The organism is Paracidovorax anthurii (assembly GCF_003269065.1).
Taxonomy (GTDB): Bacteria; Pseudomonadota; Gammaproteobacteria; order Burkholderiales; family Burkholderiaceae_C; genus Paracidovorax; species Paracidovorax anthurii.
Genome location: NZ_QLTA01000001.1, coordinates 146,942 through 169,627, shown reverse-complemented (window position 1 = coordinate 169,627; position 22,686 = coordinate 146,942). Strand labels below are relative to the sequence as shown.

Sequence of the window (22,686 nt, the reverse complement as noted above, 5' to 3'; positions counted from 1 at the left end):
GGAGAGCGACAGAAAAAACAGGAGCGAGACAACCATGACCATCCCCCTCACCGCCGGCGCCTCCGTGGCCGACCGGTCCGCGTTCGGGCCGCTGCAGTTCCACGTGACGCTGCTGTGCGCCATCGTCGCCATGCTCGACGGCTTCGACACCCAGTCCATCGCCTACGTGGCCCCGCGCATCGCGGAGGACTGGGGGCTCAAGCCCTCGGACTTCGGGCCCATCTTCGCCGTGGGCCTCTTCGGGCTGATGGCCGGCGCCTTCATCCTGAGCCCCGCCGCCGACCGCTGGGGCCGCAAGAAGATCATCCTGCTGTCCACCTTCATCTTCGGCCTGTTCGCGCTGCTCACCGCCTGGGCCACGAGCATGACCGAGCTGCTGGCCTACCGCTTCGTCACCGGCGTGGGCCTGGGCGCGGCCATGCCCAACATCATCGCCCTCACCAGCGAATACGCGCCGCAGCGCCTGCGCGCCACGCTGGTCACGGTGATGTTCTGCGGCTTCCCGCTGGGCTCCACGCTGGGCGGGCTCGTGTCGAGCTGGCTCATCGCGCGCTACGACTGGCACGCGGTGTTCGTGCTGGGCGGCGTGCTGCCGCTGCTGCTGCTGCCCGTGCTGGCGGCCATGCTGCCCGAGTCGCTGCGCTACCTGGCCGCGAGCGGCGCCGCGCCCGCGCGCTACGAGCCCATCGTGCGCCGCGCCTATCCCGGCGAGGACCCGGCCACCGTCATGGCGGGTCTGCGCGGCGAGGCGGGGGGCGCGGGGGCGGGCTTCTCGGTGTTCGAGCTGTTCCGCCACGGGCGCCTGCCCACCACCGCGCTGCTGTGGCTGGCGTTCTTCATGAACCTGCTGGTCATGTACTTCCTCGTCAACTGGCTGCCCACGCTGCTCAAGGGCGCGGGCCTGCCGCTGGAGAAGGCCATCCTCTCCACCGCCATGCTCAACCTGGGCGGCGTGGCGGGCGCGCTCGTGCTCGGCCGCCTCATCGACCGTTTCAGCCCCTATGCGGTGCTGGGCGCGGCCTACGCGGCATCGGCCGGCTTCATCGCGCTCATCGCCTTCAGCGGGCAGAACCTCGGCGGGCTGCTGGCGGGCGCGGCGCTCTCGGGCTTCGGCGTGGTGGGCGCGCAGATCGGCTGCAACGCGCTCGCGGCCTCGATCTACCCCACCCACATCCGCGCCACCGGCGTGGGCTGGGCGCTGGGCGTGGGCCGCATCGGCGCCATCGTGGGGCCGCTGGCGGGCGGCGCGTTCCTGGCCGCGGCTTGGCCGGCCTCGTCCATCATCCTCGCGGCGGCGGTGCCGGCGCTGCTGGCGGCCGCGGCGGTGTTCGCGCTCGGCCGCATCCGGCGCGGCGCGGGCTGATTGCGCCGCGCCCGCCCCCGGGCGCCACGGCGGGCACTAGGGTCATTGGGACTCGGCGAACATCTCCACCATCAGCCCGCGCAGCCACTGGCTGGCCGGGTCGCGGTGGAACTTGGTGTGCCAGAACAGGTTGATGGCCACCTGCGGCAGCTTGGCCGGGTGCGCGCCCCAGGCCAGGCCGAAGGGCTGCGCCAGGCCCTGCGCCAGCTTCTCGGGCACCGTGGCCACCAGCTGCGTGGCCTGCAGGATGTGGCCGATGGCCACGAAGTGCGGCACCGTCAGCCGCACGTCGCGCGCGATGCCCATGCGCTCCAGCAGCTCGTCCACCTTGCCGTGGCCCGTGCCCTCCGACACCACCACCACGTGCCCGGCGCGCGAGAAATCGGCCAGGGTGATGCGGCGCCTGTCGAGGCGGTGCCCCTGGCGGAACAGGCACACATAGGGCTGGCGGAACAGCCGCCGCTGGAAGAACCCTGCCTTGAGCTGCGGCAGCAGGCCGATGGCGAGGTCCACCGCGCCCGATTCCATCGCCTCCTTGAGGTTCACGGCGGTGCTGCGCACTGTGCTCAGCCGCACGCCGGGGGCGTCGCGCGCCAGGCGCTCCAGCAGGCGCGGCAGGAAATAGATCTCGCCGATGTCGGTCATGCCCACCTTGAACACGCGCTGGCTCGTGAGCGGGTCGAACCCCGCCCGGTGGTTCAGCGCGCCGTGGATCATCGCCAGCGCGTACGACACCGATTCGGCCAGTTGCTCCGCGTAGGGCGTGGGCTCCATGCCGCCCGGCGTGCGCAGGAACAGCTCGTCGCCCAGCAGCTTGCGCAGCCGCGCCAGCGCATTGCTCACCGCCGGCTGCGTGAGGCCCAGGTTTTCGGCCACCCTGGAGACTCGCCGCGTGACGAGCAATTGCTGGAAGACCACCAGCAGGTTCAGGTCGATGTCTTCCAGCTCCATGCGCGGCACCTGTATTGATTGCAGTGATAAGGTGTATTCATGCCATTCTATTGGCTGATGTCAGGATCGTTGGAATGATGCGCTCCACAACTCCAACGAAACCGAGACAACCACGATGGAACTGCGCATCCAGCCGCTCGGCCGCGTGCTTTCCGCACCGGCGGGCGCCAATCTCCTGGAGGTGCTGCGAGAGCACCAGATCCCCGTTTCCTATAGCTGCATGGCCGGCCGCTGCGGCACCTGCCGCTGCAAGGTGCTCTCCGGCGACGTGCTCGACACGGGCCGCGCCATGCGCCGCCCGAGCGAGGGCGACGAAGAGACCGTGCTCGCCTGCCAGACGGTGCTCAGCGAGTCCTGCACCATCGAAATCCCCGAGCCCGACGAGGTGGTGGTGCACCCCGCGCGCATCCTCAAGGCCGCCGTGGTGGCCATCGAAACGCTCACCCACGACATCCGGCGCCTGCGCCTGAAGCCAGCCAAGCCGCTGGAGTTCTCGCCGGGCCAGTACGCCCACCTGCAGTTCGGCCCCGGCCTCGTGCGCCCCTACTCGATGGCCGGCCTTGCGGGCGACGGCGAGCTGGAGTTCCACGTGCGCCTCGTCGCGGGCGGGCAGGCCTCGGAGCACGTGGCGAACGCGCTGGCCGTGGGTGACGCCGTGCGCGTGAGCGGCCCGCTCGGCTCGGCCTACCTGCGCCGCCGGCACGACGGCCCGATGCTCTGCGTGGCCGGCGGCACGGGGCTCGCGCCCATCCTCTCCATCGTGCGCGGCGCGCTGGAGGGCGGCATGCGCAACCCCATCCACGTCTATTGCGGGGCGCGCTCGCCGCGTGACGTCTATGGCCTGCCGTGGCTCGAAGCGCTGCGGCGCGACCACGGCAACCTGCACGTGCATGCGGTGGTGGCCGGGGGCCACCCGGCGCCGGGGCAGCGCCCGGGCCTCGTCACCGAGGCGATCGCGCAGGACTGGCGCGACCTGCGCGGCTGGCGGGCCTACCTGTGCGGCTCGCCGCCGATGGTCGAGGCCGCATCGCTGCTCGCGCGCCAGCGCGGCATCGACCCCGCGCACATCCATGCCGACGCCTTCTACGCCAGCGTTGCCGCGTGATGCCACGGCGTCCGCTGGCATGGCTTGCTCCGCGGCCATCGGACGGGAAGCGCAGCGCCGGTTCCACAAAAGACACACCCCACCACCACAAGGAGACAAACCATGAACGCACCCCAACCGGTGTTCCCGATCCGGCCCGCCTGGGAGTCCGAGGGCACGAGCCGCGTGCCCTTCCTGGCCTACACCAGCGAAGACCTCTACCGCCGGGAGCTGGAGCGCTTTTTCTACCGCGGCCACTGGTGCTACGTGGGGCTGGAGGCTGAGGTGCCGAACCCGGGCGACTTCAAGCGCACGGCGATCGGCGAGCGCTCGGTGATCCTGGTGCGCGGCGAGGACATGCAGCTGCACGTGGTGGAAAACGTCTGCGCGCACCGGGGCATGCGCTTTTGCCGCGAGCGGCACGGCAACCGCAAGGAATTCGTCTGCCCCTACCACCAGTGGAACTACCGCCTCGACGGCGCGCTGCAGGGCGTGCCCTTCCGCCGGGGCGTGAAGCAGGACGGCAAGGTGAACGGCGGCATGCCGGCGGATTTCAAGGTGGAGGAGCACGGCCTCACGCGGCTGAAGGTGGCCGCGCGCGGCGGCGTGGTGTTCGCCTCGTTCGACCATGGCGTGGAACCGCTGGAGGACTTCATGGGCCCCGAGATCCTGCGCTACTTCGACCGCCTCTTCGACGGCCGCGCATTGAAGATCCTGGGCTACAACCGCCAGCGCATCCCCGGCAACTGGAAGCTGATGCAGGAGAACATCAAGGACCCCTACCACCCGGGCCTGCTGCACACCTGGTTCGTCACCTTCGGCCTCTGGCGCGCCGACAACCAGTCCGAGCTGCGGATGGATGCGCGCCACCGCCACGCCGCGATGGTCTCCACGCGCGGAGAGGCGAAGAAGCAGTCCGACGTGTCCAACGTCTCCAGCTTCAAGGCCGGCATGCAACTGGAGGACCCGCGCTTCCTCGACATCGTGCCCGAGCCCTGGTGGGGCGGCCCCACGGCCGTGATGACCACGCTGTTCCCCAGCGTGATCCTGCAGCAGCAGGTCAACAGCGTCTCCACGCGCCACATCCAGCCCGTGGGCCACGACGCCTTCGACTTCGTGTGGACGCACTTCGGCTTCGAGGACGACGACGAGGCCATGACGCGCCGCCGCCTGCTGCAGGCCAACCTGTTCGGCCCGGCGGGCTTCGTCTCGGCCGACGACGGCGAGGTGATCGAGTTCTCGCAGCAGGGCTTCGAGCAGAAGCCCTTCCACCGCGCGCTGGTGGAGCTGGGCGGGCGCGACGTGGGCGACGCCGACCACATGGTCACGGAGACGCTGATCCGGGGCATGTACGAATATTGGCGCAGCGTGATGGAGACGGAGGAGTGAACGCCATGGCCACGCCCATCGACTTCGCCGACTACCTCGCCCTGCAGCAGCTCTATGCCGACTACGCCGCCGCGCTCGACGCCGCGCAGTGGGAGCGGTGGCCGGGCTTCTTCACCGACGACTGCGTGTACCGCCTGCAGCCGCGCGAGAACCACGAGCGCGGCCTGCCGCTGGCCACGCTGTCGTTCGACAGCCAGGGCATGCTCCGCGACCGCGTGTACGGCATCCGCGAAACGCTGTTCCACGACCCCTACTACCAGCGCCACGTGGTCGGCGCGCCCCTCGTGCGCCCGGCCGGCGAGGGCCGCTGGGAGTGCGAGGCGAACTACGCCGTCTTTCGCACCAAGCTCTCGGAGCCGACCACCGTGTTCAACGTGGGGCGCTACCTCGACGTCGTGGTGCGCACGCCCGGGGGCCTGCGCTTCGCGTCGAAGCAGTGCATCTACGACAGCGAAATGATCCCGAATTCCATCATCTACCCCATCTGAGGAGACGCCCCATGCAAGACACCGACACCGGCTGGACCGAGGCCATCGCGCGGGGCGACCTGCCCGAGGACGACGTGGTGGGCGTGGACGTGGATGGGCGCGACGTGGCGCTCTACACCGTGGGCGGCGAGGTCTTCGCCACCGACAACCTCTGCACCCACGGAAGCGCGCGGCTGTGCGACGGCTTTCTGGAAGGGCACGAGATCGAATGCCCGCTGCACCAGGGCCGCTTCGACGTGCGCGACGGCAGCGCGCTGTGCGCGCCGCTCACCCAGGGCGTGCGGACCTATCCGGTGCGCGTCGAGCAGGGGCGGGTGTACCTCAAGCTGGCTTGAGGGCGATTCTTTCGGACCGATCCGGGCCCGGCCCCGTGTCCAGCGCCAGGGCGCGCCAGTCGCCCGGGCTCTGCCGCTCCCACTGCCGGAAGGCCCGGTGGAACGAATTCCCGTCCTCGTAGCCCAGCAGGCACGCCACTTCGGCCAGGTCGAGCTGCGGGTCCTGCAGGTACTGCCGCGCCAGCCGTTGCCGGGTTTCCTGCAGCAGCGACTGGAACGTGACGCCTTCCACCGTCAGCCGCCGCTGCAGCGACCGGCCGCTCATGGACAGCTCCGCCGCCACGGCATCGACCTCGGGGCGTCCGGCGCTCATGAGGCGGTGCAGCACCCAGCGCACCCGGTCCGCGATCCGGAGGCCGCTTTGCAGCTTCGCGGATTCCGCCTCCAGCGCCGGGGTGAGGATGGCCAGCAGGTCCGCGTTGTAGGTCGTGAACGCGAGGTCCAGGTCCGCGCCGTGCAGGACCAGGCGGTTGCCCGTGGAGCGCCACCGCACGGGGCCGCCGAAGAACCGCTCGTGCCCGGAGTGCGCGGGCTGCGCACGCGCGAGTTCGACGCGCAGCGCGCGGATCTCGCGCCCCGTGCCATGCCGCGCGAGCCGCAGCAGCGCGGCCAGGACCGCATCGGTCAGGTCGTCCGGGGGCCGTATCCCGGTGGGCAGCCACCGGACCTCGATGCTGCAGGCCCCCGGGCTTTCCTCCAGCACGACTTCCTCTGGCGCGCAGAGGTGCTTGAAGCGCGCGATCCGGCGCAGCGCGTCCCGCAGATCGCGGGCATGCTGGGCCATGATGAAGGTCGGCGGCATCACGGAGGCATCCACCGCGGCGGCCATCCTGAGGCCGATGCCCGCGTCGCCCGCCATTTCCGCCAGCGCCTGCCAGACGGCGAAGTAGTGGTGGGTCTTGACGCGCCGCCCTTCGGCGAGGGCCTGGAGCGGCAGCTTAGAGCGGCGGATCAGCGCGGCCGGGTCCACGCCCACCCGCCGCACCCCTTCCCAGAAGGCGGGGGAGATCCTCACCGGGTCGATGGCGTCGCCGCGCATGGAACTACCGCGCCTGCAAGCCGCCGTCCACGCTGAGGACGTGGCCCGTCACGAAGCTCGCCTCGTCCGACAGCAGCCAGCACGTGGCGTGGGCGACTTCCTCGGGGGTGCCCAGGCGCTGCATGGGATGCATCGCGGCGACCGCTTCCGCGCTGGCGCCGCTGGAGCGGATCCGCTCCTCGATCCGCTCGGTGCGGATGGTGCCGGGCGCCACGGCGTTGACGCGGAGGTTCTGCGTGGCGTATTCCAGCGCCGCCGTGCGCGTCAGGCCCACCACCGCATGTTTGGTGGCGGCGTACGGCCCCACCCAGGCCATGCCGTTGAGCCCGGCGGCGGAGGCCATGTTGACGATGGAGCCCCCGCCCTGGCCCAGCATGCGCCGGATCTCCTCCTTCATGCAGTAATACAGCCCGAGCACGTTCACGTCGAGCACCTGCCTGAACGCGTCGCTGTCCGTGTCCGCCAGCGGCTTGGTCTCCAGCGCCGTGCCCGCGTTGTTGACCGCATAGTCCAGCGTGCCGAACGCCGAGGCGATGCCGTCGAACATCGCCTTCACGTCGCTCTCGACCGTGACGTCGTTGCGCATGAAGCGGACGGCCGCGCCGCCCGTGGCCTCCTGCTGGAGCTGGCGGACGGCCGCGAGCCCTTCGGACTCGCGCCGGCCGCTGATGACCACGTTGAGGCCCTTGCGGGCGAGTTGCGATGCGATCGCGAGGCCGATGCCGGTGGTTCCTCCGGTGACCAATGCCGTCTTCCTGGACATGATGTCGATGCTCCTTTGCCGGGTGGTGCGGACAGGGGCGGGCCCTGCGAGCCGTCTCGCCGGGAGCGCCGTACCGCGTGGGGCCCGGCACAGCGTCCGGGTGCGTGTCGGCACTCTAGGCGCTGCCGCCCCGCGATGGCATGCAGACCGCGTCAGGTTCGCGGCAAACCACGCCATCCTTGCGTCCAGCCTCGCCCGCACAGGGGGCGAGGCGGCTGGGCGGGGGAACTCAGGCCGGCGCGGAGAGCGCGCGCGCCGGATCGAAGCGGAACCCGTCCACCACGCTGCGCAGCCGGTGGGCCTGCTGCTGCAGGCTCGCGGCCGCGGCGGCGGATTCCTCCACCAGCGCGGCGTTCTGCTGCGTCATCTGGTCCACCTGGGTGACCGATTCGCTCACGCGGTCCAGGTCGCCCGACTGGCCCTGCACGCTGGTGCAGATGGCGTCCACCCGGTGCGATGCGCGGCGCGCGCAGTCCACCACGCTGTCCATGCTGCGGCCGGCCTCGGCCACCAGCTCGGTGCCCCGGTCGGCCTGCTCGCGCGAGGTGGCGATGAGCGTGCGCACCTGGCGCGCCGCCTCCGCGCTGCGGCCCGCCAGGGAGCGCACCTCGCTGGCCACCACGGCGAAGCCCCGGCCCTGCTCGCCCGCGCGCGCGGCCTCCACGGCCGCGTTGAGCGCCAGGATGTTGGTCTGGAAGGCGATGCCGTCGATCTCGCCCAGCAGGTCGGCGATGCGCCGGGCGCCCTCCTGGATCTCCTGCATGGTGGCGACCACCCCGGACACCACCTGGCCGCACTGCTCGGCGCGCTGCGAGGCCTCCTGGGTGAGCGCCCGGGCCGCCACCGCTTCCTGGGCGTTGTGGTTCACCACGCCGCCCAGCTGCTCCATCGAGGCCGCGGCTTCCTGCAGGTGCGAAGCCGTGCGTTCGGTGCGCTGGCTCAGGTCCTGGTTGCCCGCCGCGATTTGCCCGGAGGCGCTGGACATGCCCTCGGCCGCCCGGTGCACGTCGGCCACCACGCCGTGCAGCCGCAGCAACGCATCGCGCAGGGCCGTGGCGCTCGCGCTGTGCACGGCCACGTGGCCCACGTCCAGCGCCAGTTGCCCGTCGGCCTGCGGCCGGCACAGCCGCTGCAGTTCGGCCGATTCGATCGCGTCGGCGCGCGTGCGCAGCGAGATGCCCACCTCCACCGCCGTCTGCACCACCACGAAGGCCGCATGCACCAGGATGCGCCCGAAATCCGGCTCGCCCAGGCAGTAGAACGGCAGGCCCGCGAGCTGCAGCCGGTCGAAGGCGATGTGGTGCACGGCGATCACCGCCGCGCCGAACACCACCGGCCGCCAGTCGCGGTAGGCCAGCAGGAAGGCCAGGAACACGAACACGCCGAAGTGGAACTCCAGCGTGCCCAGGCTGAGCTGGATGTGCAGCGCGACCATGCCCATGCCCACCACCACCAGCACCAGGCGCGAGAGCAGCGTGCCGCGCGCCATGCCGTAGGCCAGGGCGCCCGCGCCGAGCAGCAGCCCGGCCCAGGCGGCCGCCGTGCCGGGGCGGCCATGCATCCCGCCGATCCACAGGGCCACCAGGCCGCCCAGGGCCACCATGCCCAGCACCAGCGCATCGGCCCGCCGGCCGATGGCCCGCAGCGTTTCGTCCTCCACGCCCTCGGCTCCGCGGCTGAAAGCCGGCTTGTCCGCCATCCGAGCACCCGTCGTGTCCATCCTCGTTCCTTTCCGTGCACTCGTGCGGGGCCCGGGGCCTTCCGCGGACCGGGGGCCTTGCCGCACGATATGTTTCATTTTGAAACGTGCGGGGTGGAAGCGCAATCTGGGCGCGGGGCCGGCGAGGCTAATGCGCCACCAGCCCGACTTTCTCCACGAACCTGTCCAGCGGCTCCTGCCAGTGCCGGCCCCCCGCCAGCAGCAGCCGGTGCCCGTCCGTGCCCTCCAGTGCGGGGGCCGCGACGAACCGCGCATCGCTGCCGCCCTGGCGGAAGGCGTCGAACCACAGCGAGGGCATGCGCGGCCCCCAGAACTGGTCGTTCTCGGCATAGAGCCACAGCGTGGGCACGTGCACCTGGGTGCCCAGTTGCCGGTAGACGTCCGTCAGCAGCTCGGGCCTGCAGCTCTGGCCGGGCGCGACGGCGGGCTTGCCCCCGGCGCCGCCGGAGAAGTTGACGGCCCCCACGACCCCGGGCAGGTTCTCGGCGGCCGCGGCGATGGTGGTCAGGCCGCCCACCGACTGGCCTTCCAGCAGGATGCGGTCGTGCCGCACCCAGGGCTGCTGCAGCGCCCACTGGTGCAGGGCATGGACGGTGGCGCGGGCGTTGCGCGCCACGACCGTGAAGTCGGGCTGGCCCGTGCAGCGGGTGGCGCCGGCGGGCCACCGGGCGGACGAGTTCTCGCGGTCGGCGCCCCCCGTGGCGCCGTAGCCCGGGCGGATGGCGGCAACCACCGCCACGCCCTTGCGCAGCCAGTAGCGCACGTGCCCCAGGGGGACGGGATTTTTCAGTTGGGCGCGCACGTCGGGGTCGGCCGACCGGCCGTGCGAAAAGATCACCAGCGGGAAGGGGCCGGGCCCCTCGGGGCGGAAGACCTGGGTCACCAGGTCCACGCTGTGCCCGTCGATGTCCAGGCGCAGCACCCGGGTGTCGGGGGTGGGCGGTTCGGGGGCCGTGGCGGCGAGGCCTGGGCCCGCCAGGCCCGTGGAGAGCAGGGCAGCAAGCAACAGCGGCAGGATGCGGCGGATGGAGTGCATGGCGGAACCTGGGGGCCGGGGTGCCGCGCATTATCCCGGGCGGCGTGGTGGCCGTCACGCCGTCTGTCTGGTTCGCAGGGGGCCGTGCGGCGGTTGCGCGGGGGCGGCGCGCGCGGCCCGGCGCGCCGACCGCTGCGCGAGCATGAAGGCGGGCAGCGCCAGCGCCGCGCAGCCCGCCAGCACGGCGAAGGCCCGGCCGAAGTGGCCCTGCGCGCCCACCACCGCGTTGGCGATGGCGGGGCTCAGCGCCGCGCCGATGCCCTGCAGGGCCATCACCAGCCCCAGGGCGGTGTTGTAGCAGCCGCTGCCGCGCACCTGGCGCTCCACCATCAGGGGCGTGGCCACGCCCAGCATGCCCGCGGCGATGCCGTCGAGGATCTGCACCGGCACGTTGGCCCAGGCGCCCGGAATCCACCCGGCGATCACGCCGCGCAGGGGCAGCGCGAGGATGGCGATGTAGATGAACACCGGCAGGTCGAACCGCCGGCTGCGCGCGACCCAGAGCGCCACCGGCACCATGGTGAGCTGCGCGACGACGATGGCGACGCCCGTCCACAGCAGGGGGGCCGAGGCGGGCTCCGTGGCCGCGAGCCGCTGGTTCAGCAGGGGCAGCATGGCGGCGTTGCCGAGGTGGAAGAGCGCGCAGCTGAGGGCGAAGAGCCACAGGGCGCGGTGGCCCCGCAAGGCCCGCAGCCCGCCGGGGCCGGGCGCGGCCCCGGGCGCGAGGGGCCCGGGGGGCTGGGCGCCGCGCGCCGCGCCGGGGTCGATGTCATCGGCCCGGATGGCGGCCAGGCAGGCGAGCGCGGCCGCCGCCATGCCCGCCATCACGGCCAGCATCCAGGGGGCCCCGAGCCAGTGCGCCACGGCGGCGGCCCCCAGCGCCGAGGCGATGTTGCCCGCGTGGTTGCAGGCCTCGTTGCGCCCGGTCTGCCGGCGCAGGCCCGCGCTGCGCGCCAGGCCCAGGGTGAGCGCGGCCAGGGTCGCGGCCAGCAGGGCGCCGGCCGCGCCGGTGGCGACCTGCGACAGCACCAGCATGCCCGGCGAGCGGGTCAGGAACGCGATCGCGCTGGCCCCGAGGATCAGCAGGGTGCTGGCGGCGGTGAGGGCGCGCAGGGCCCGCGTGCGGTCCACCCAGAGGCCCGCCAGCGGCGTCACCGCGACCGCCGCGAGGCCCCCGGCGGCCATCACCAGGCCGATGAGCGCCTGGTCGGTGCGCTGCGACTGCAGGTGGGTGGCGAGGAACGGGCCCAGGCCGTCGCGCACGTCCGCCATGAAAAAGCCCATCGCGGCGAGCGCCGCGAGCGAGCGGCTGGAGGCCGCCTCCCCGGGGCCTGCGTGGAGGGCATCGGGCGTGCGCATGGCGGCTGGCGGATGGGTGCGCGGTGCGGCGGGGGCGGGTGTCACGGTGCGCGCGGCGGCCCGCCCGCGGGGCCGACGGGACCGGCCGGGCCGATGGGGCCGAGCACGTCCTGCAGCGTGTCGGCCGTCGCGCCCATCTGCGCGGCCTCCAGCGCGATGCCCAGGGTGTTGCGGGTGCCCCAGCCGCGCGCGGAGAACGTGGCGCCGGGCTGCAGCAGCGCGGCCTGCGCGAAGCCCACGTGCGGCGGGAAGCGCACGATCACGCCGCTGTCGAGCAGCACGCCGTGCGCGTCACCCCGGTCGTTGAACAGCACCAGCGCGATGCGGCCGTCGGTGTTCATGGCGCTCAGGGCATCCCGGGGCGGCGGCGGGAACTGGCCGGGGACCGGGGGCGTGTCATCGACGGAGCGGCCCTGCGAGCGGATCGTGCTGGCGCGCATCGCGGCCGTGCTGGAGATGCGCCAGCCCACCACGTCCACCGCGTCGCCCGGCCGGAGCCAGGATGTCAGCGAGGTGGAGAGGTGGGGCGGAAAGGCCACCTGCGTGCTGTCGTCGAGCAGCAGGCCGTCCGCCTCGCCGTTGGGGTTGAGCAGCCAGCGCTGCAGGCGTCCGCTCTGGGTGGCCTGCGCCACCGGGGCCGGCGTGGCCACGGGGCCTCCCGGGCCCAGGGGCCCCGGGGGCTGCGGCTGGGCATGGGCGCCGGCGGCGGCCAGCGCGGCGGCGATCAGGCCGGTGCGGATCAAAGGATTCAATGGCATGGAAAGACTCCTGGTGGATTGCGACGCTGAACCACCATCAAGCGCCGTGCCAAGTCGCATGCCCTTATGAATCAATGGCTTGCGTGCGCAGGCCGTGGCGTGGCCGGGTGGAATGGCGACACCTGTGTCCGGATGGCGGACACCCCCGGGGCCCACGCGTTCAGCCGAGCCCGTACTGCGCGAGCTTGCTGTAGAGCAGCTGCCGGTGGATGCCCAGGCGCCGCGCCGCGAGCGAGCGGTTGCCCCGGGCCTGGGCCAGCGCGTGCGCGAGCATCAGGCGCTCCAGCCGCTCGACGGCCTGGGGCAGTTCGCCGTCGAGCCAGCCGCCGGGCCATTCCGCGTCCAGCGCGTCCGGCGTGTCCGGCCCCGGCGTGGACGCCGGCTGCGGCGGCAGCAGGTCCGCGGCGGCCACCACCGGGCCGCGCTGCAGCGCGTGGCAGCGCTCCATGGCGTTGCGCAGCTCGCGCACGTTGCCGGGCCAGGCGTGGGCCAGCAGCTCGCGCGCGGCCTCGGCCGAGAGGCGCTTGGCGGGCTGCGGCGCGGCCGCGCGGCGCAGGAAGTGCTCGGCCAGGGGCACGATGTCCGCCAGGCGCTCGCGCAGGGGCGGCAGGCGGATGTGCAGCACGTCGAGGCGGTAGCGCAGGTCTTCGCGGAAGCGGCCTTCGCGCACGGCGGCGGCGAGGTCGCGGTGCGTGGCGGCCACGATGCGCACGTCCACCTTCACGGGCCGGTGGCTGCCCAGCGGGGTGACCTCGCCCTCCTGCAGCGCGCGCAGCAGCTTGGCCTGCACGTCCGGCGCCATGTCGCCGATCTCGTCGAGCAGCAGCACGCCCCCGTCCGCCGCGCGGAAGCACCCGGGCCGGTCGGCGGCGGCGCCGGTGAAGGCGCCCTTCACGTGGCCGAACAGCTCGCTCTCCAGCAGCTCGCCGGGGATGGCCGCGCAGTTCACCGCCACGAAGGGGCCCGCGCCGCGCTCCGAGTGCCGGTGCAGCGCCCGGGCCACGAGCTCTTTGCCCGTGCCGGTCTCGCCCTCGATGAGCACCGGCGCGTCGCTCGCGGCGGCCAGGCCGATGCGCTTGTGCACCTCGCGCATGGCCTCGCTGACGCCGATCAGCTCGCCGTCATCGTCATCGCCGGCCCCGGGCATGGGTGCGCCGCCGGGCGCGGGGTCCGGGCGCAGGGCGCGCTCCAGCACCTCGATCACGGCCGCGCGGCTGACCGGCTTGGTCAGGTGGTCGAACGCGCCGAGCCGCATGGCCTCGATGGTGCCCGAGCCGCTGGCATAGGCCGTGAGCACCACCACGGGCGGCAGCCGCGCGCAGCGCGCCGCCATGGCCCGCAGCGTCTCCAGGCCATCCATGCCCGGCATGCGGTGGTCGAGGAACACGGCGCCGTAGCGGGTGCGCTCCATGAGCCGCAGCGCCTGTTCGCCGCCGGGGGCGGCGTGGACCTCGTGGCCCAGCCCCTGCAGGGTCTCGGCCAGCGAGTCCCGGAAGGCGTCGTCGTCATCGACCACTAGCAGGCGCGCCATGGCAGCTCCAGAATGAACAGCGCGCCGCCGTCCCGGGGCGCGTAATGCAGCTCTCCGCCGTGCGCCAGGGCGACCTCGCGGGCCAGCGCCAGGCCCAGGCCGTTGCCGTCGGCGCGGCCGGTGGCGAAGGGCTCGAACAGTTGCGCCCGCAGCGCCTCGGGCACGCCCGGGCCGTCGTCCTCGACCTCCAGGGTCCAGAGGGCGCGGGCCTCGTCGGCGCGCACCGTCAGCACCACGCTGCCGCCCTCGCGCGCATGCCGCACGGCGTTGTCCAGCAGGTTGTCGATGGCGCGCGCGAGGTGCACGGGGTCGAACACGGCGCACTCGGGCGGATTGCCCGGGCATGCGAGGCGCACGCCCCGGGCCTCGGCCCGGGGGCGCGCGGCGTCGAGGCGCTCGTCCAGCCACTCCCGCAGGGGCACGGGCCGGGGCTGGAGGGCGAGCGGCTGCACCAGGGCCAGCAGGCTCTGCACCAGGCCTTCGAGGCGGTCGATCTGGGTGACGATGGCCCCCAGCGCGTCGGCATGCCGCTCGGGCGGCGCGGCCAGGGCGTTGTCGGCCTTCAGGCGCATGGCCGCGATGGGGTTGCGGATCTCGTGCGCCACGGCGGCGGTCATGCGCCCCAGCGCGGCCAGGCGCATGTCGCGCTGCTGCCGGGCGAGCGCCTCCCGCAGGCGGGCGCGCGCCTCCTCGAAGCGCGCGCGGAAGCCGTTGAAGCCATCGACGATGCGGTCGAGCTCCTGGGTGCCCGTGCGCTCCAGCTCGGGCACGGCATCGCCTGTGGCCTGCGCCAGCGCGTGCTCGATGCGGCGCACGCGCCGCAGCCCCTGCTGCAGCAGCCAGGCCAGCCAGGCGCCGGAGACGACGACGATCAGCGCCAGCACCGCGATGCCGGTGCGCAGGCCGTCCTGGGCGGCGAGCGCGCCCGCCTGCGTGCGCGTCATGGTCCAGACGGCCGTGTCGGGGTGGGCCGGCAGCGGGCAGGCCGCGACGATGAGCACCTCGCGGCTGCCGCGCATCAGATTGACCAGCGGCCGCCCGGAGGCGCTCGCCTGCCGGGCCATCTCCACCAGCAGCGGCGCCTCGGCCGCGGGGATGTCGCTCTTCACGCCGCTGCCCTCGTAGGTGGGATAGGCATAGGCCAGCATGCCCGGCCCGTCGCGCCACACGCCGCCCTCCACGTGGGGCGCTTCCCGCAGCACCATCTGCAGCAGCACGCGCAGCAGATCCACCTGCGGCGCGTCCGCGGCCGCCTGCGGGGCCGAGCGGGCGTAGCGCAGGGCGATGTCCTCGCAGGCCCGCGCCGCCCGGTCGCGGCCGGCGGCGACCTGCGCGCCCGATCCGGAGCGGTACAGGCCCACGATGACCACCGCCACGAGCGCGCAGGCCCCGATCAGCAGGATCCAGAAAAGAAGCAGTTGAATGCGCAGGGACCTCACGGCGGGCCTGGGGGGCGGTGGTGGCAGCGCATGCTAAGCGCCCGGGGGCGCCGCGGCGGTAGGAGCAGGCCGGCAGGGCGTGCCGGCGCCGCGCCCCTGTGGTCGGCCCCGGGTCAGGCCGCCTCGGGGTAGAACAGCCGGCGCGCCGGCACCGGGCCCACAGCCCGGCTGATCGCCGCGATGTGGTCCGGCGTGGTGCCGCAGCAGCCGCCCACGATGTTCACCAGCCCCTCGGCGGCGAACTCGTGCACCAGGCGGCTGGTCACCTCGGGCGTCTCGTCGAAGCCGGTGTCGCTCATCGGATTGGGCAGGCCGGCGTTGGGGTAGCAGCTGATGAAGGTGTCCTCCGCCACGCGGTTCAACTCCTGGATGTAGGGGCGCATCAGCGTGGCGCCCAGGGCGCAGTTCAGGCCCACGGCCAGCGGGCGCGCGTGGCGCACGCTGTGCCAGAAGGCCGTCACCGTCTGGCCCGAGAGGATGCGGCCCGAGGCGTCGGTCACCGTGCCGCTGATGATGAGCGGCAGGCATTCGCCGCTCGCCTCGAAGAATTCGTCGATGGCGAACAGGGCGGCCTTGGCGTTGAGCGTGTCGAAGATGGTCTCCACCAGCAGCACGTCGGCGCCGCCCGCGACCAGGTCCTCGGTCTGCTCGTAGTAGGCCGCGCGCAGCTGCTCGAAATCGACGTTGCGCGCGCCGGGGTCGTTCACGTCGGGGCTGATGCTGGCCGTCTTGGGCGTGGGGCCGAGCGCGCCGGCCACGAAGCGGGGCTTGTCGGGCGTGGAGAACTTGTCGCAGGCCGCGCGCGCGAGGCGGGCCGAGGCGCGGTTCATCTCGCGCGCCAGATCGGCCATGCGGTAGTCCTCCTGCGCGATGGTGGTGGCGCCGAAGGTGTTGGTCTCGATCAGGTCGGCGCCCGCCGCGAGGTAGCCCTCGTGGATGTCGCGGATCACGTCCGGGCGGGTGAGCGAGAGCAGTTCGTTGTTGCCCTTCACGTCGCGCGGGAAGTCCTTGAAGCGCTCGCCCGCGCCGTCCGGGCCGCCGTAGCCCTCGCCCCGGTACTGCGCCTCCCCGAGCTTGAAGCGCTGGATCATGGTGCCCATGGCGCCGTCGAGGATGGCGATGCGCCGGGCGAGGATGTCGGGGAGCTGCTGGGCGCGGGTGTAGCGGGGGAGCGTCATCCCGCGATTGTAGGAAGGCCGGTGGCCCGTTCCGGCCGGCGGGGGCCCGGTGCCGGGGCCGCGCACAATAGGCGGCTTGGCGGGCGCGGGCATCGTGGATGCCGCGCCCTTCGGAAATTGAGCCTGATGGCCTCCATGTCGTTGATTTTGCGATATGGATTGCTATAAAAAAGAGAGTAAATCAGTTTGTCCCCCGCGCATTTCGTCCTGCACGACGTCTTTGGCTACGACCAGTTCAGGGGCCCGCAGCAGGCCATCGTCGAGCACGTGATCGCCGGTGGCGACGCGCTCGTGCTCATGCCCACGGGCGGCGGCAAGTCGCTGTGCTACCAGGTGCCGGCCATCGTGCGGCGCGATGCGGGCCGGGGCGTGGCCATCGTGGTCTCGCCGCTCATCGCGCTCATGCACGACCAGGTGGGTGCGCTGCACGAGGCGGGGGTGGACGCCGCCTTCCTCAACTCCACGCTCGACTGGCAGCAGACGCAGGAGCTGGAGCGGCGCGTGGCGCGCGGCGACATCACCATGCTCTATGCCGCGCCCGAGCGGCTCACCACGCCGCGCTTCCTGGAGCTGCTCGACGGCCTGCACCAGCGCGGCCAGCTCTCGATGTTCGCCATCGACGAGGCGCACTGCGTGAGCCAGTGGGGCCACGACTTCCGCCCCGAATACCGCGCGCTCACCGTGCTGCACGAGCGCTACCCCGGCGTGCCGCGCATCGCGCTCACCGCCACGGCCGACGCGCTCACGCGCGCCGACATCGTGGAGCGGCTGCAGCTCGAAGGCGCGCAGCATTTCGTCAGCAGCTTCGACCGGCCCAATATCCGCTACCGCATCGAGGAGAAGAAGGAGCCGCTCGCGCAGCTGCTGCGCTTCATCGAGCGCGAGCACCCCGAGGACGCGGGCGTGGTCTATTGCCAGTCCCGCAAGCGCGTGGAGGAGATGTCCGCCGCGCTGGTCGACGCGGGCCTGAAGTCGCTGCCCTACCACGCCGGCCTGCCGCCCGAGGTGCGCCAGGAGAACCAGGACCGCTTCCTGCGCGAGGAGGGCATCGTGATGGTGGCAACAATAGCCTTCGGCATGGGCATCGACAAGCCCGACGTGCGCTTCGTCGCCCACGTGGACATGCCCAAGAACATCGAGGGCTACTACCAGGAAACCGGCCGCGCGGGCCGCGACGGCCTGGCCGCCGACGCCTGGATGGCCTACGGCCTGCAGGACGTGGTGAACCAGCGCCGCATGATCGACGAGAGCCCGGCGGGCGAGGAATTCAAGCAGGTGATGCGCGGCAAGCTCGACGCGCTGCTGGGCCTGGCCGAGGCCACCGACTGCCGCCGCGTGCGCCTGCTGGGCTATTTCGGCGAGCCGTCCGAGCCCTGCGGCAACTGCGACAACTGCATCAACCCGCCCGCGGTGTGGGACGGCACGGACGCGGCGCGCAAGCTGCTCTCCACCATCTACCGCGTGCACGAGGCGAGCGGGCTCACCTTCGGCACCGGGCACATCATGGACATCGTGCGCGGCAAGGACACCGAGAAGGTCAAGCAGTTCGGCCACGACAAGCTCTCCACCTTCGGCCTCGGGAAAGACTATTCCGAGGCCCAGCTGCGCGGCGTGCTGCGCCAGTTGCTGGCCACGGGCGCGGTGGGGCTGCATAAAGTGATGCTGGAGAGCGGCCACAGCTTCGACACGCTGGCGCTCACCGAAGGCTCGCGCCCCGTGCTCAAGGGCCAGGTGCCTGTGCAGCTGCGCGAATCCACGGCCAGCGCGCCGGCCCGGCGCACGCGGCGCAGCACGGCGCCGCCAGCGGCCGCCGCCAACCTGGGTCCGGATGCGCAGGCGCGCTTCATCAACCTCAAGGCCTGGCGCGCCGAGGTGGCGCGCGAGCACAACCTGCCGGCCTACGTGATCTTCCACGACGCCACGCTGGCCGCCATCGCCGAGCGCCATCCCGCGTCGCTGGCCGACCTGCAGGGCATCAGCGGCATGGGCGCGAAGAAGCTGGAGGCCTATGGCGAGGATGTGCTGCGGATCTGCCGGCAGGGCGCGCAGTAGCGGCCGGCCCACCGGGGAGCCGGCCGTCCATGGGGCCGTGGCGCCGTGGGGCTGGCATTAGCCGCGCTTTCTTACGTCGCGCTGACGCCGTGCGGGCCGGCACTGCAGCCCGGGGTCAATGGTTTACAAATGTTCACGTTTTCACGGACCTTCGGTATAAATCCCGCAGACGGCCCGCACCACGGGCCGGGAGCGGGGGAGGAGCGCGGATACGGATTTGCCATCAAAGAGAGAACAAGGCGCGAAGCCGCAGACAGTGCTGTAGCACGGCCAGGCGAAGCAACGCAGTTATCTTTTTGATTGCGAAGCCGGATGAGGCGATCGAAAAATCCGCGGCGGCTGGCGCGCCTGGGGCGCGGGCTGACCGTGGGCCGTCGGGCCGTGGGCGGGCTGCGTGCCCGCCCCGGCACCGAACGGCACGCGCGAGCGCCGGCCGATGCGGTGGCGGCCAGCCGCGCCACGCCGCAGAATCGGGCCCTGGCCGCCCGCCCCGGGGGCCGGCTCTACCCGGAAGGTCGCGCCCCATGCCTTCATCCATCGATCCGCCACGCCCGCCGCTGGCTCCCCTGGCACGCCTGATGGCGGAAGCCGCGCTGCAGCGGCAGAACATGCTGCTCGGCACCGACCGGGACCGCACCGCGCCAGCCCCGGCCACGCCCTCCGCGCTCCCTCTCCCCACACCCGCCACGCCGCCCGCCGAGCGCGTCAGCGTATCGCCGGAGGCGCGTGCGCGGGCGGATGCGGCGGCGGCGGGGCTGCCGCCCGGATCGCGCGGCCCGGGCGCGGCGGTGGCGGGGCCCGGGGGGCGCGGGGCGTCCCCCGGCGGGCAGGCGCCCGCCAGCCCCGGCGCTGGAGGCGTCGCCGCCCCGGTGTCCGCTCCGGGCGCGGCGCCCGTGGCGGGGGCCGCCGGTGCCTGGCCGGCCGGGGGCGTCGCCGGACCGATGCGCGCACTGCTCGGCATGCTGGCGCACCAGCTCGCGGGGGCGGGCGGGGGCCTGCGCGTGGTGGCCGCCCAGCCCTGGACGGCGGAGCAGGCCCAGGCGCTGCGGGCCGGTGCCGCGTTGCAGGGTCCTGCGGCGGCGCTGCAGACCTGGCTGGTGGGGCAGGGCAGCGTGCACGCGGAGGATGGCGAGCGGGGGTTCTCGTTCACGCTGCAGGCGCCGGCCGCGTGGCTGCAGCGCGGCGCGGCGGTTCCCCCGCCCGCCGGGGGCGGCACGGCGCCAATGCCCGCCGGTGCCGGCGCGGGTGCCGCGCTGACGGTGCCGCTGCCGGGGCGCACGGCCCAGCTGGAGTCGGGGGTGTTCGCGCTGGTGCTGCAGGGCCGGGACGGGGCCGGCGCAGGCGGCGTGCGCGGCAGCGCGCTGCTGTCGCTGGAGTTCCAGCCGCCGCCCCCGCCAGGGCTCTACGGGCGCGAGTGGCTGGTGCCGGTGGCGCGCACCGATCCCTGGCTGCAGATGGCGGCCCTGCAGGCGAGCGGCTACCGCCGCGAGGACGAGGAGGCCGAGGCGGCCGCGCGCCGGGGCGGCGTGCCGCTGTGCGATGTGCAGGGGTGCCCGTACGCGGACCGCGCGCCCTGCGAGCAGCCGTTCTGCATGGCGCTGCGGGTGATGGCGCCGCAGCGCTCCGCCGGCGCGTGACAGGCCCCCGGGGCCCTGCGCCGCGCGGCCGAAAAAAAGCCACCAGGCCCTTGCGGGCGCCGGTGGCCGAGGCTCCACGAAACGGAGCAGGCCCCTTCTGGAAGGGGCCGGGCGAAAGCTCAGGGGTACAGGCCGCGCATTTCGCGGGCGTGCAGGATGCGCTGGCAGGCCACGATGAAGGTGGCGGTGCGCAGGCTCACCTTGTGTTCCTGGGCCACGTGCCAGATGCCGGCGAAGGCATCCTGCATGATGCGCACGAGGCGGGCGTTGATCTCGTCCTCGCTCCAGAAGAAGCTGGAGAAGTCCTGCACCCATTCGAAGTAGCTCACCGTCACGCCGCCGGCGTTGGCGATCACGTCGGGCAGCACCAGCACGCCCTTGTCGTTCAGGATGTCGTCGGCCTCGGGGGTGGTGGGGCCGTTGGCGCCCTCGATCACCAGCTTGGCCTTGATCTGGCCGGCGTTGTCCTTGGTGATCTGGCCTTCCAGGGCCGCGGGGATCAGGATCTCGCAGTCCACGCCCCAGAACTCGGCGGGGTTCATCTTCTCGGCGCCGGCGAAGCCGCCCACGCCACCCTGGGCCTTCACGTGGGCCAGCAGCGCGGGCACGTCCACGCCGTTGCCGTTGAAGATGGTGCCGGTGTGGTCCTGCACGGCCACCACCTTGGCGCCCGCCTCGGCGAACAGCTTGGCGGCGATGCCGCCCACGTTGCCGAAGCCCTGCACGGCCACGCGGGCACCGGCGATCGCCAGGCCCGTGAGCTTGGCGGCCTCGACGCCCACCGTGAACACGCCGCGACCCGTGGCCTCGACGCGGCCCAGCGAGCCGCCCAGGTCCACCGGCTTGCCGGTGACCACGCCGGTGGCGGTGGAGCCCACGTTCATGGAGTAGGTGTCCATCATCCAGGCCATGATCTGGCCGTTGGTGTTGACGTCAGGCGCGGGGATGTCCTTGGAGGGGCCGATGATGATGCCGATCTCGCTCGTGTAGCGGCGCGTGAGGCGCTCCAGCTCTGCGCGCGAGAGCGTCTTGGGATCGACGCGGATGCCGCCCTTGGCGCCGCCGTAGGGCACGTTCACGGCCGCGTTCTTGACCGACATCCAGGCCGAGAGGGCCATCACCTCGGAGAGCGTGACGTCCTGGTGGAAGCGCACGCCGCCCTTGCCGGGGCCGCGGCTCGTGTTGTGCTGCACGCGGTAGCCCTCGAAGTGGGCGATGGTGCCGTTGTCCAGCTCAAGCGGCACGTCCACGATCAGCGCGCGCTTGGGCCGCTTGAGCGTTTCCACCCAGCGCGCGAGGCTGCCGAGGTAGGGGGTCACGCGGTCCACCTGTTGCAGGTAGATGCCCCAGGGGCCGAGGTTGTCGGCCTGCAGGTAGGAGGGCAGGGGGTGCGTCTGCAGGGGCGCGGCGTTCGATGCGTCGTGGTTCGACATGGGAGGAGAGGTCCTGGTTGAAGGGAATCTGTGCAGACGCAAAGCTTATGCCCGGCCCCCCGGCGCTGTCCAAGGCCGGAGTGGCACGGCGTTATGCGTCTGTTGCATAAGTTGGCGCGGGTGCTACTCCACGCGCACGTGGGCCAGGGCCGGATCGCCCTCGGGGTAGCGCAGGTCCAGCCCGTCCAGCACGCCGCGCAGGAGCGTGGCGATCATGAGGTTGCGGTGCGTCTTGGAGTCGGCGGGCACGATGGTCCAGGGCGCCCAGGGCGTGTGGGTGGCGGGCAGCAGGGCCTCGTAGGCGCGCTCGTAGTCGTCCCACTGGCGGCGCACGGCGAGGTCGCCGGGCTCGAACTTCCAGTGCTTGGCCGGGTCGTCGAGCCGCTCCTGCAGGCGCTTGCGCTGCTCGTCCCGGCCGATGCGCAGCATGAACTTGAGGATGACGGTGCCCGTCTCGGCCAGCATGCGCTCGAAGTCGTTGATGTGCGCGAGGCGCTGGCGGTGCTGCGCGTCGGTGATTTCCCCGTTGACCACGGGCACGAGCACGTCTTCGTAGTGGCTGCGGTTGAAGACCGCGATCTCGCCCGCGCCGGGCGCCTGCGCGTGGATGCGCCAGAGGTAGTCGTGCGCGCGCTCGATGGCGGTGGGGGCCTTCCAGCTCACCGCGCGCACGCCCAGCGGGCTCGCCCGGCCGAACACGCCGCGCACCGTGCCGTCCTTGCCCGAGGCATCCATGCCCTGCAGCACGACGAGGAGCTTGAAGCGGCGGTCGGCGTAGAGCACGCCCTGCAGCCGGTCGATCTCGGCGGCCAGGGCCTCCACGGCGGATTTGTCCTTCGCCTTCTCGCCGCTCGAAAAAGGCTTGGCGGCCGGATCGAAGGCCGCCAGCGAGAACGGCGCCGCGGCATCGGCGCCCTTGCCCGGCGCCGGCCCGCCCGGCTGCCAGCGCCGCCAGATCCTGGCGGTGTCCGTGTCGCGGATGTCGAATGCGCGGGAAGGCGGGGCCATGCGGGTGTCTCCGGGCGGTGGCGGGGTGTCCGCGATTGTGGAGCAACCGGCCGGGGCTGTGGCGTTTTACTGTCTGCTATGTTATTGATAGCTATAAAGCCAATATCGACGGCGACATGGCGC

19 protein-coding genes are annotated in these 22,686 nt (G+C 72.7%); 7 read left to right on the top strand and 12 right to left on the bottom strand.

Features of this window, described 5'->3' with window-relative positions:
- Positions 1–34 precede the first annotated feature (34 nt).
- Positions 35–1,363, top strand: a complete 1,329-nt coding sequence (locus tag AX018_RS00800) for an MFS transporter (protein ID WP_111875355.1) — start codon at positions 35–37, stop codon at positions 1,361–1,363.
- Between the two features lie 42 nt (positions 1,364–1,405).
- Here AX018_RS00800 and AX018_RS00795 read toward each other — a convergent pair whose 3' ends face one another.
- Positions 1,406–2,314, bottom strand: coding sequence for a LysR family transcriptional regulator (locus AX018_RS00795; RefSeq protein ID WP_111875354.1), 909 nt, complete (start codon positions 2,312–2,314; stop codon positions 1,406–1,408).
- A gap of 115 nt (positions 2,315–2,429) precedes the next feature.
- Here AX018_RS00795 and AX018_RS00790 point away from each other — a divergent pair, with 115 nt between their 5' ends.
- The 4 genes from AX018_RS00790 to AX018_RS00775 all read left to right on the top strand — a co-directional run bounded on the left by AX018_RS00790 (position 2,430) and on the right by AX018_RS00775 (position 5,610).
- Complete coding sequence (locus AX018_RS00790; protein WP_111875353.1) at positions 2,430–3,419, top strand: 2Fe-2S iron-sulfur cluster-binding protein; 990 nt, start codon at positions 2,430–2,432, stop codon at positions 3,417–3,419.
- Positions 3,420–3,521: 102 nt separating this feature from the next.
- Complete coding sequence (locus AX018_RS00785) at positions 3,522–4,787, top strand: aromatic ring-hydroxylating dioxygenase subunit alpha (RefSeq protein WP_111875352.1); 1,266 nt, start codon at positions 3,522–3,524, stop codon at positions 4,785–4,787.
- Positions 4,788–4,792: 5 nt separating this feature from the next.
- On the top strand, positions 4,793–5,275 hold the full coding sequence (locus tag AX018_RS00780) for an aromatic-ring-hydroxylating dioxygenase subunit beta (protein ID WP_111875411.1): 483 nt from the start codon (positions 4,793–4,795) through the stop codon (positions 5,273–5,275).
- A gap of 11 nt (positions 5,276–5,286) precedes the next feature.
- Complete coding sequence (locus tag AX018_RS00775; RefSeq protein WP_111875351.1) at positions 5,287–5,610, top strand: non-heme iron oxygenase ferredoxin subunit; 324 nt, start codon at positions 5,287–5,289, stop codon at positions 5,608–5,610.
- Here the strand turns inward: AX018_RS00775 and AX018_RS00770 are convergent.
- From AX018_RS00770 to AX018_RS00730, 9 genes are all read right to left on the bottom strand, one after another.
- Complete coding sequence (locus AX018_RS00770; RefSeq protein ID WP_111875350.1) at positions 5,597–6,649, bottom strand: AraC family transcriptional regulator; 1,053 nt, start codon at positions 6,647–6,649, stop codon at positions 5,597–5,599. The two genes, AX018_RS00775 and AX018_RS00770, sit on opposite strands and share 14 nt — an antisense overlap.
- A 4-nt stretch (positions 6,650–6,653) precedes the next feature.
- Positions 6,654–7,412, bottom strand: a complete 759-nt coding sequence (locus tag AX018_RS00765; protein WP_111875349.1) for an SDR family NAD(P)-dependent oxidoreductase — start codon at positions 7,410–7,412, stop codon at positions 6,654–6,656.
- 229 nt (positions 7,413–7,641) lie between these two features.
- Positions 7,642–9,132, bottom strand: coding sequence for a methyl-accepting chemotaxis protein (locus tag AX018_RS00760; RefSeq protein WP_245951378.1), 1,491 nt, complete (start codon positions 9,130–9,132; stop codon positions 7,642–7,644).
- A 127-nt stretch (positions 9,133–9,259) separates the two neighbouring features.
- Complete coding sequence (locus tag AX018_RS00755) at positions 9,260–10,168, bottom strand: dienelactone hydrolase family protein (protein ID WP_111875347.1); 909 nt, start codon at positions 10,166–10,168, stop codon at positions 9,260–9,262.
- Between the two features lie 54 nt (positions 10,169–10,222).
- A complete protein-coding gene (locus AX018_RS00750; protein WP_245951377.1) occupies positions 10,223–11,527 on the bottom strand; it encodes an MFS transporter in 1,305 nt (434 codons plus the stop codon).
- Between the two features lie 41 nt (positions 11,528–11,568).
- Positions 11,569–12,285, bottom strand: a complete 717-nt coding sequence (locus AX018_RS00745; protein WP_211322339.1) for a hypothetical protein — start codon at positions 12,283–12,285, stop codon at positions 11,569–11,571.
- Between the two features lie 160 nt (positions 12,286–12,445).
- The gene (locus AX018_RS00740) at positions 12,446–13,816 is read right to left on the bottom strand and encodes a sigma-54-dependent transcriptional regulator (protein WP_111875346.1); all 1,371 of its coding nucleotides are present in this window, start codon (positions 13,814–13,816) and stop codon (positions 12,446–12,448) included.
- A complete protein-coding gene (locus AX018_RS00735; RefSeq protein ID WP_111875345.1) occupies positions 13,801–15,255 on the bottom strand; it encodes a sensor histidine kinase in 1,455 nt (484 codons plus the stop codon). Before AX018_RS00735 ends, AX018_RS00740 begins: the two co-directional genes overlap by 16 nt.
- A gap of 113 nt (positions 15,256–15,368) precedes the next feature.
- A complete protein-coding gene (locus AX018_RS00730; protein WP_111875344.1) occupies positions 15,369–16,433 on the bottom strand; it encodes a homocysteine S-methyltransferase family protein in 1,065 nt (354 codons plus the stop codon).
- A 186-nt stretch (positions 16,434–16,619) separates the two neighbouring features.
- On the opposite strand from AX018_RS00730, the gene recQ reads away from it, so the two are divergent.
- Both recQ and AX018_RS00720 read left to right on the top strand, forming a co-directional pair.
- Positions 16,620–18,485 carry a DNA helicase RecQ gene (recQ, locus tag AX018_RS00725; RefSeq protein ID WP_111875343.1) on the top strand — a complete coding sequence of 622 codons (1,866 nt, stop codon included), beginning with the start codon at positions 16,620–16,622 and terminating at the stop codon, positions 18,483–18,485.
- A gap of 524 nt (positions 18,486–19,009) precedes the next feature.
- Entirely contained in the window at positions 19,010–20,122 is a 1,113-nt protein-coding gene (locus tag AX018_RS00720) for a Fe-S oxidoreductase (RefSeq protein WP_111875342.1), read from the top strand.
- A gap of 119 nt (positions 20,123–20,241) precedes the next feature.
- Here the strand turns inward: AX018_RS00720 and AX018_RS00715 are convergent, their stop codons facing one another.
- Together AX018_RS00715 and AX018_RS00710 are read right to left on the bottom strand one after the other, a co-directional pair.
- Positions 20,242–21,555, bottom strand: coding sequence for a Glu/Leu/Phe/Val family dehydrogenase (locus AX018_RS00715; protein ID WP_111875341.1), 1,314 nt, complete (start codon positions 21,553–21,555; stop codon positions 20,242–20,244).
- Positions 21,556–21,678: 123 nt separating this feature from the next.
- Complete coding sequence (locus tag AX018_RS00710; protein ID WP_111875340.1) at positions 21,679–22,563, bottom strand: PPK2 family polyphosphate kinase; 885 nt, start codon at positions 22,561–22,563, stop codon at positions 21,679–21,681.
- Positions 22,564–22,686 lie beyond the last annotated feature (123 nt).

What these genes read in the sequence shown, in the direction of transcription:
- AX018_RS00800 (WP_111875355.1), top strand. Translation starts at nt 35, where the DNA reads ATGACCATCCCCCTCACCGCCGGCGCCTCCGTGGCCGACCGGTCCGCG.
- AX018_RS00795 (WP_111875354.1), bottom strand. Translation starts at nt 2,314, where the DNA reads ATGGAGCTGGAAGACATCGACCTGAACCTGCTGGTGGTCTTCCAGCAA.
- AX018_RS00790 (WP_111875353.1), top strand. Translation starts at nt 2,430, where the DNA reads ATGGAACTGCGCATCCAGCCGCTCGGCCGCGTGCTTTCCGCACCGGCG.
- AX018_RS00785 (WP_111875352.1), top strand. Translation starts at nt 3,522, where the DNA reads ATGAACGCACCCCAACCGGTGTTCCCGATCCGGCCCGCCTGGGAGTCC.
- AX018_RS00780 (WP_111875411.1), top strand. Translation starts at nt 4,793, where the DNA reads ATGGCCACGCCCATCGACTTCGCCGACTACCTCGCCCTGCAGCAGCTC.
- AX018_RS00775 (WP_111875351.1), top strand. Translation starts at nt 5,287, where the DNA reads ATGCAAGACACCGACACCGGCTGGACCGAGGCCATCGCGCGGGGCGAC.
- AX018_RS00770 (WP_111875350.1), bottom strand. Translation starts at nt 6,649, where the DNA reads ATGCGCGGCGACGCCATCGACCCGGTGAGGATCTCCCCCGCCTTCTGG.
- AX018_RS00765 (WP_111875349.1), bottom strand. Translation starts at nt 7,412, where the DNA reads ATGTCCAGGAAGACGGCATTGGTCACCGGAGGAACCACCGGCATCGGC.
- AX018_RS00760 (WP_245951378.1), bottom strand. Translation starts at nt 9,132, where the DNA reads ATGGACACGACGGGTGCTCGGATGGCGGACAAGCCGGCTTTCAGCCGC.
- AX018_RS00755 (WP_111875347.1), bottom strand. Translation starts at nt 10,168, where the DNA reads ATGCACTCCATCCGCCGCATCCTGCCGCTGTTGCTTGCTGCCCTGCTC.
- AX018_RS00750 (WP_245951377.1), bottom strand. Translation starts at nt 11,527, where the DNA reads ATGCGCACGCCCGATGCCCTCCACGCAGGCCCCGGGGAGGCGGCCTCC.
- AX018_RS00745 (WP_211322339.1), bottom strand. Translation starts at nt 12,285, where the DNA reads ATGCCATTGAATCCTTTGATCCGCACCGGCCTGATCGCCGCCGCGCTG.
- AX018_RS00740 (WP_111875346.1), bottom strand. Translation starts at nt 13,816, where the DNA reads ATGGCGCGCCTGCTAGTGGTCGATGACGACGACGCCTTCCGGGACTCG.
- AX018_RS00730 (WP_111875344.1), bottom strand. Translation starts at nt 16,433, where the DNA reads ATGACGCTCCCCCGCTACACCCGCGCCCAGCAGCTCCCCGACATCCTC.
- AX018_RS00720 (WP_111875342.1), top strand. Translation starts at nt 19,010, where the DNA reads ATGCCTTCATCCATCGATCCGCCACGCCCGCCGCTGGCTCCCCTGGCA.
- AX018_RS00715 (WP_111875341.1), bottom strand. Translation starts at nt 21,555, where the DNA reads ATGTCGAACCACGACGCATCGAACGCCGCGCCCCTGCAGACGCACCCC.
- AX018_RS00710 (WP_111875340.1), bottom strand. Translation starts at nt 22,563, where the DNA reads ATGGCCCCGCCTTCCCGCGCATTCGACATCCGCGACACGGACACCGCC.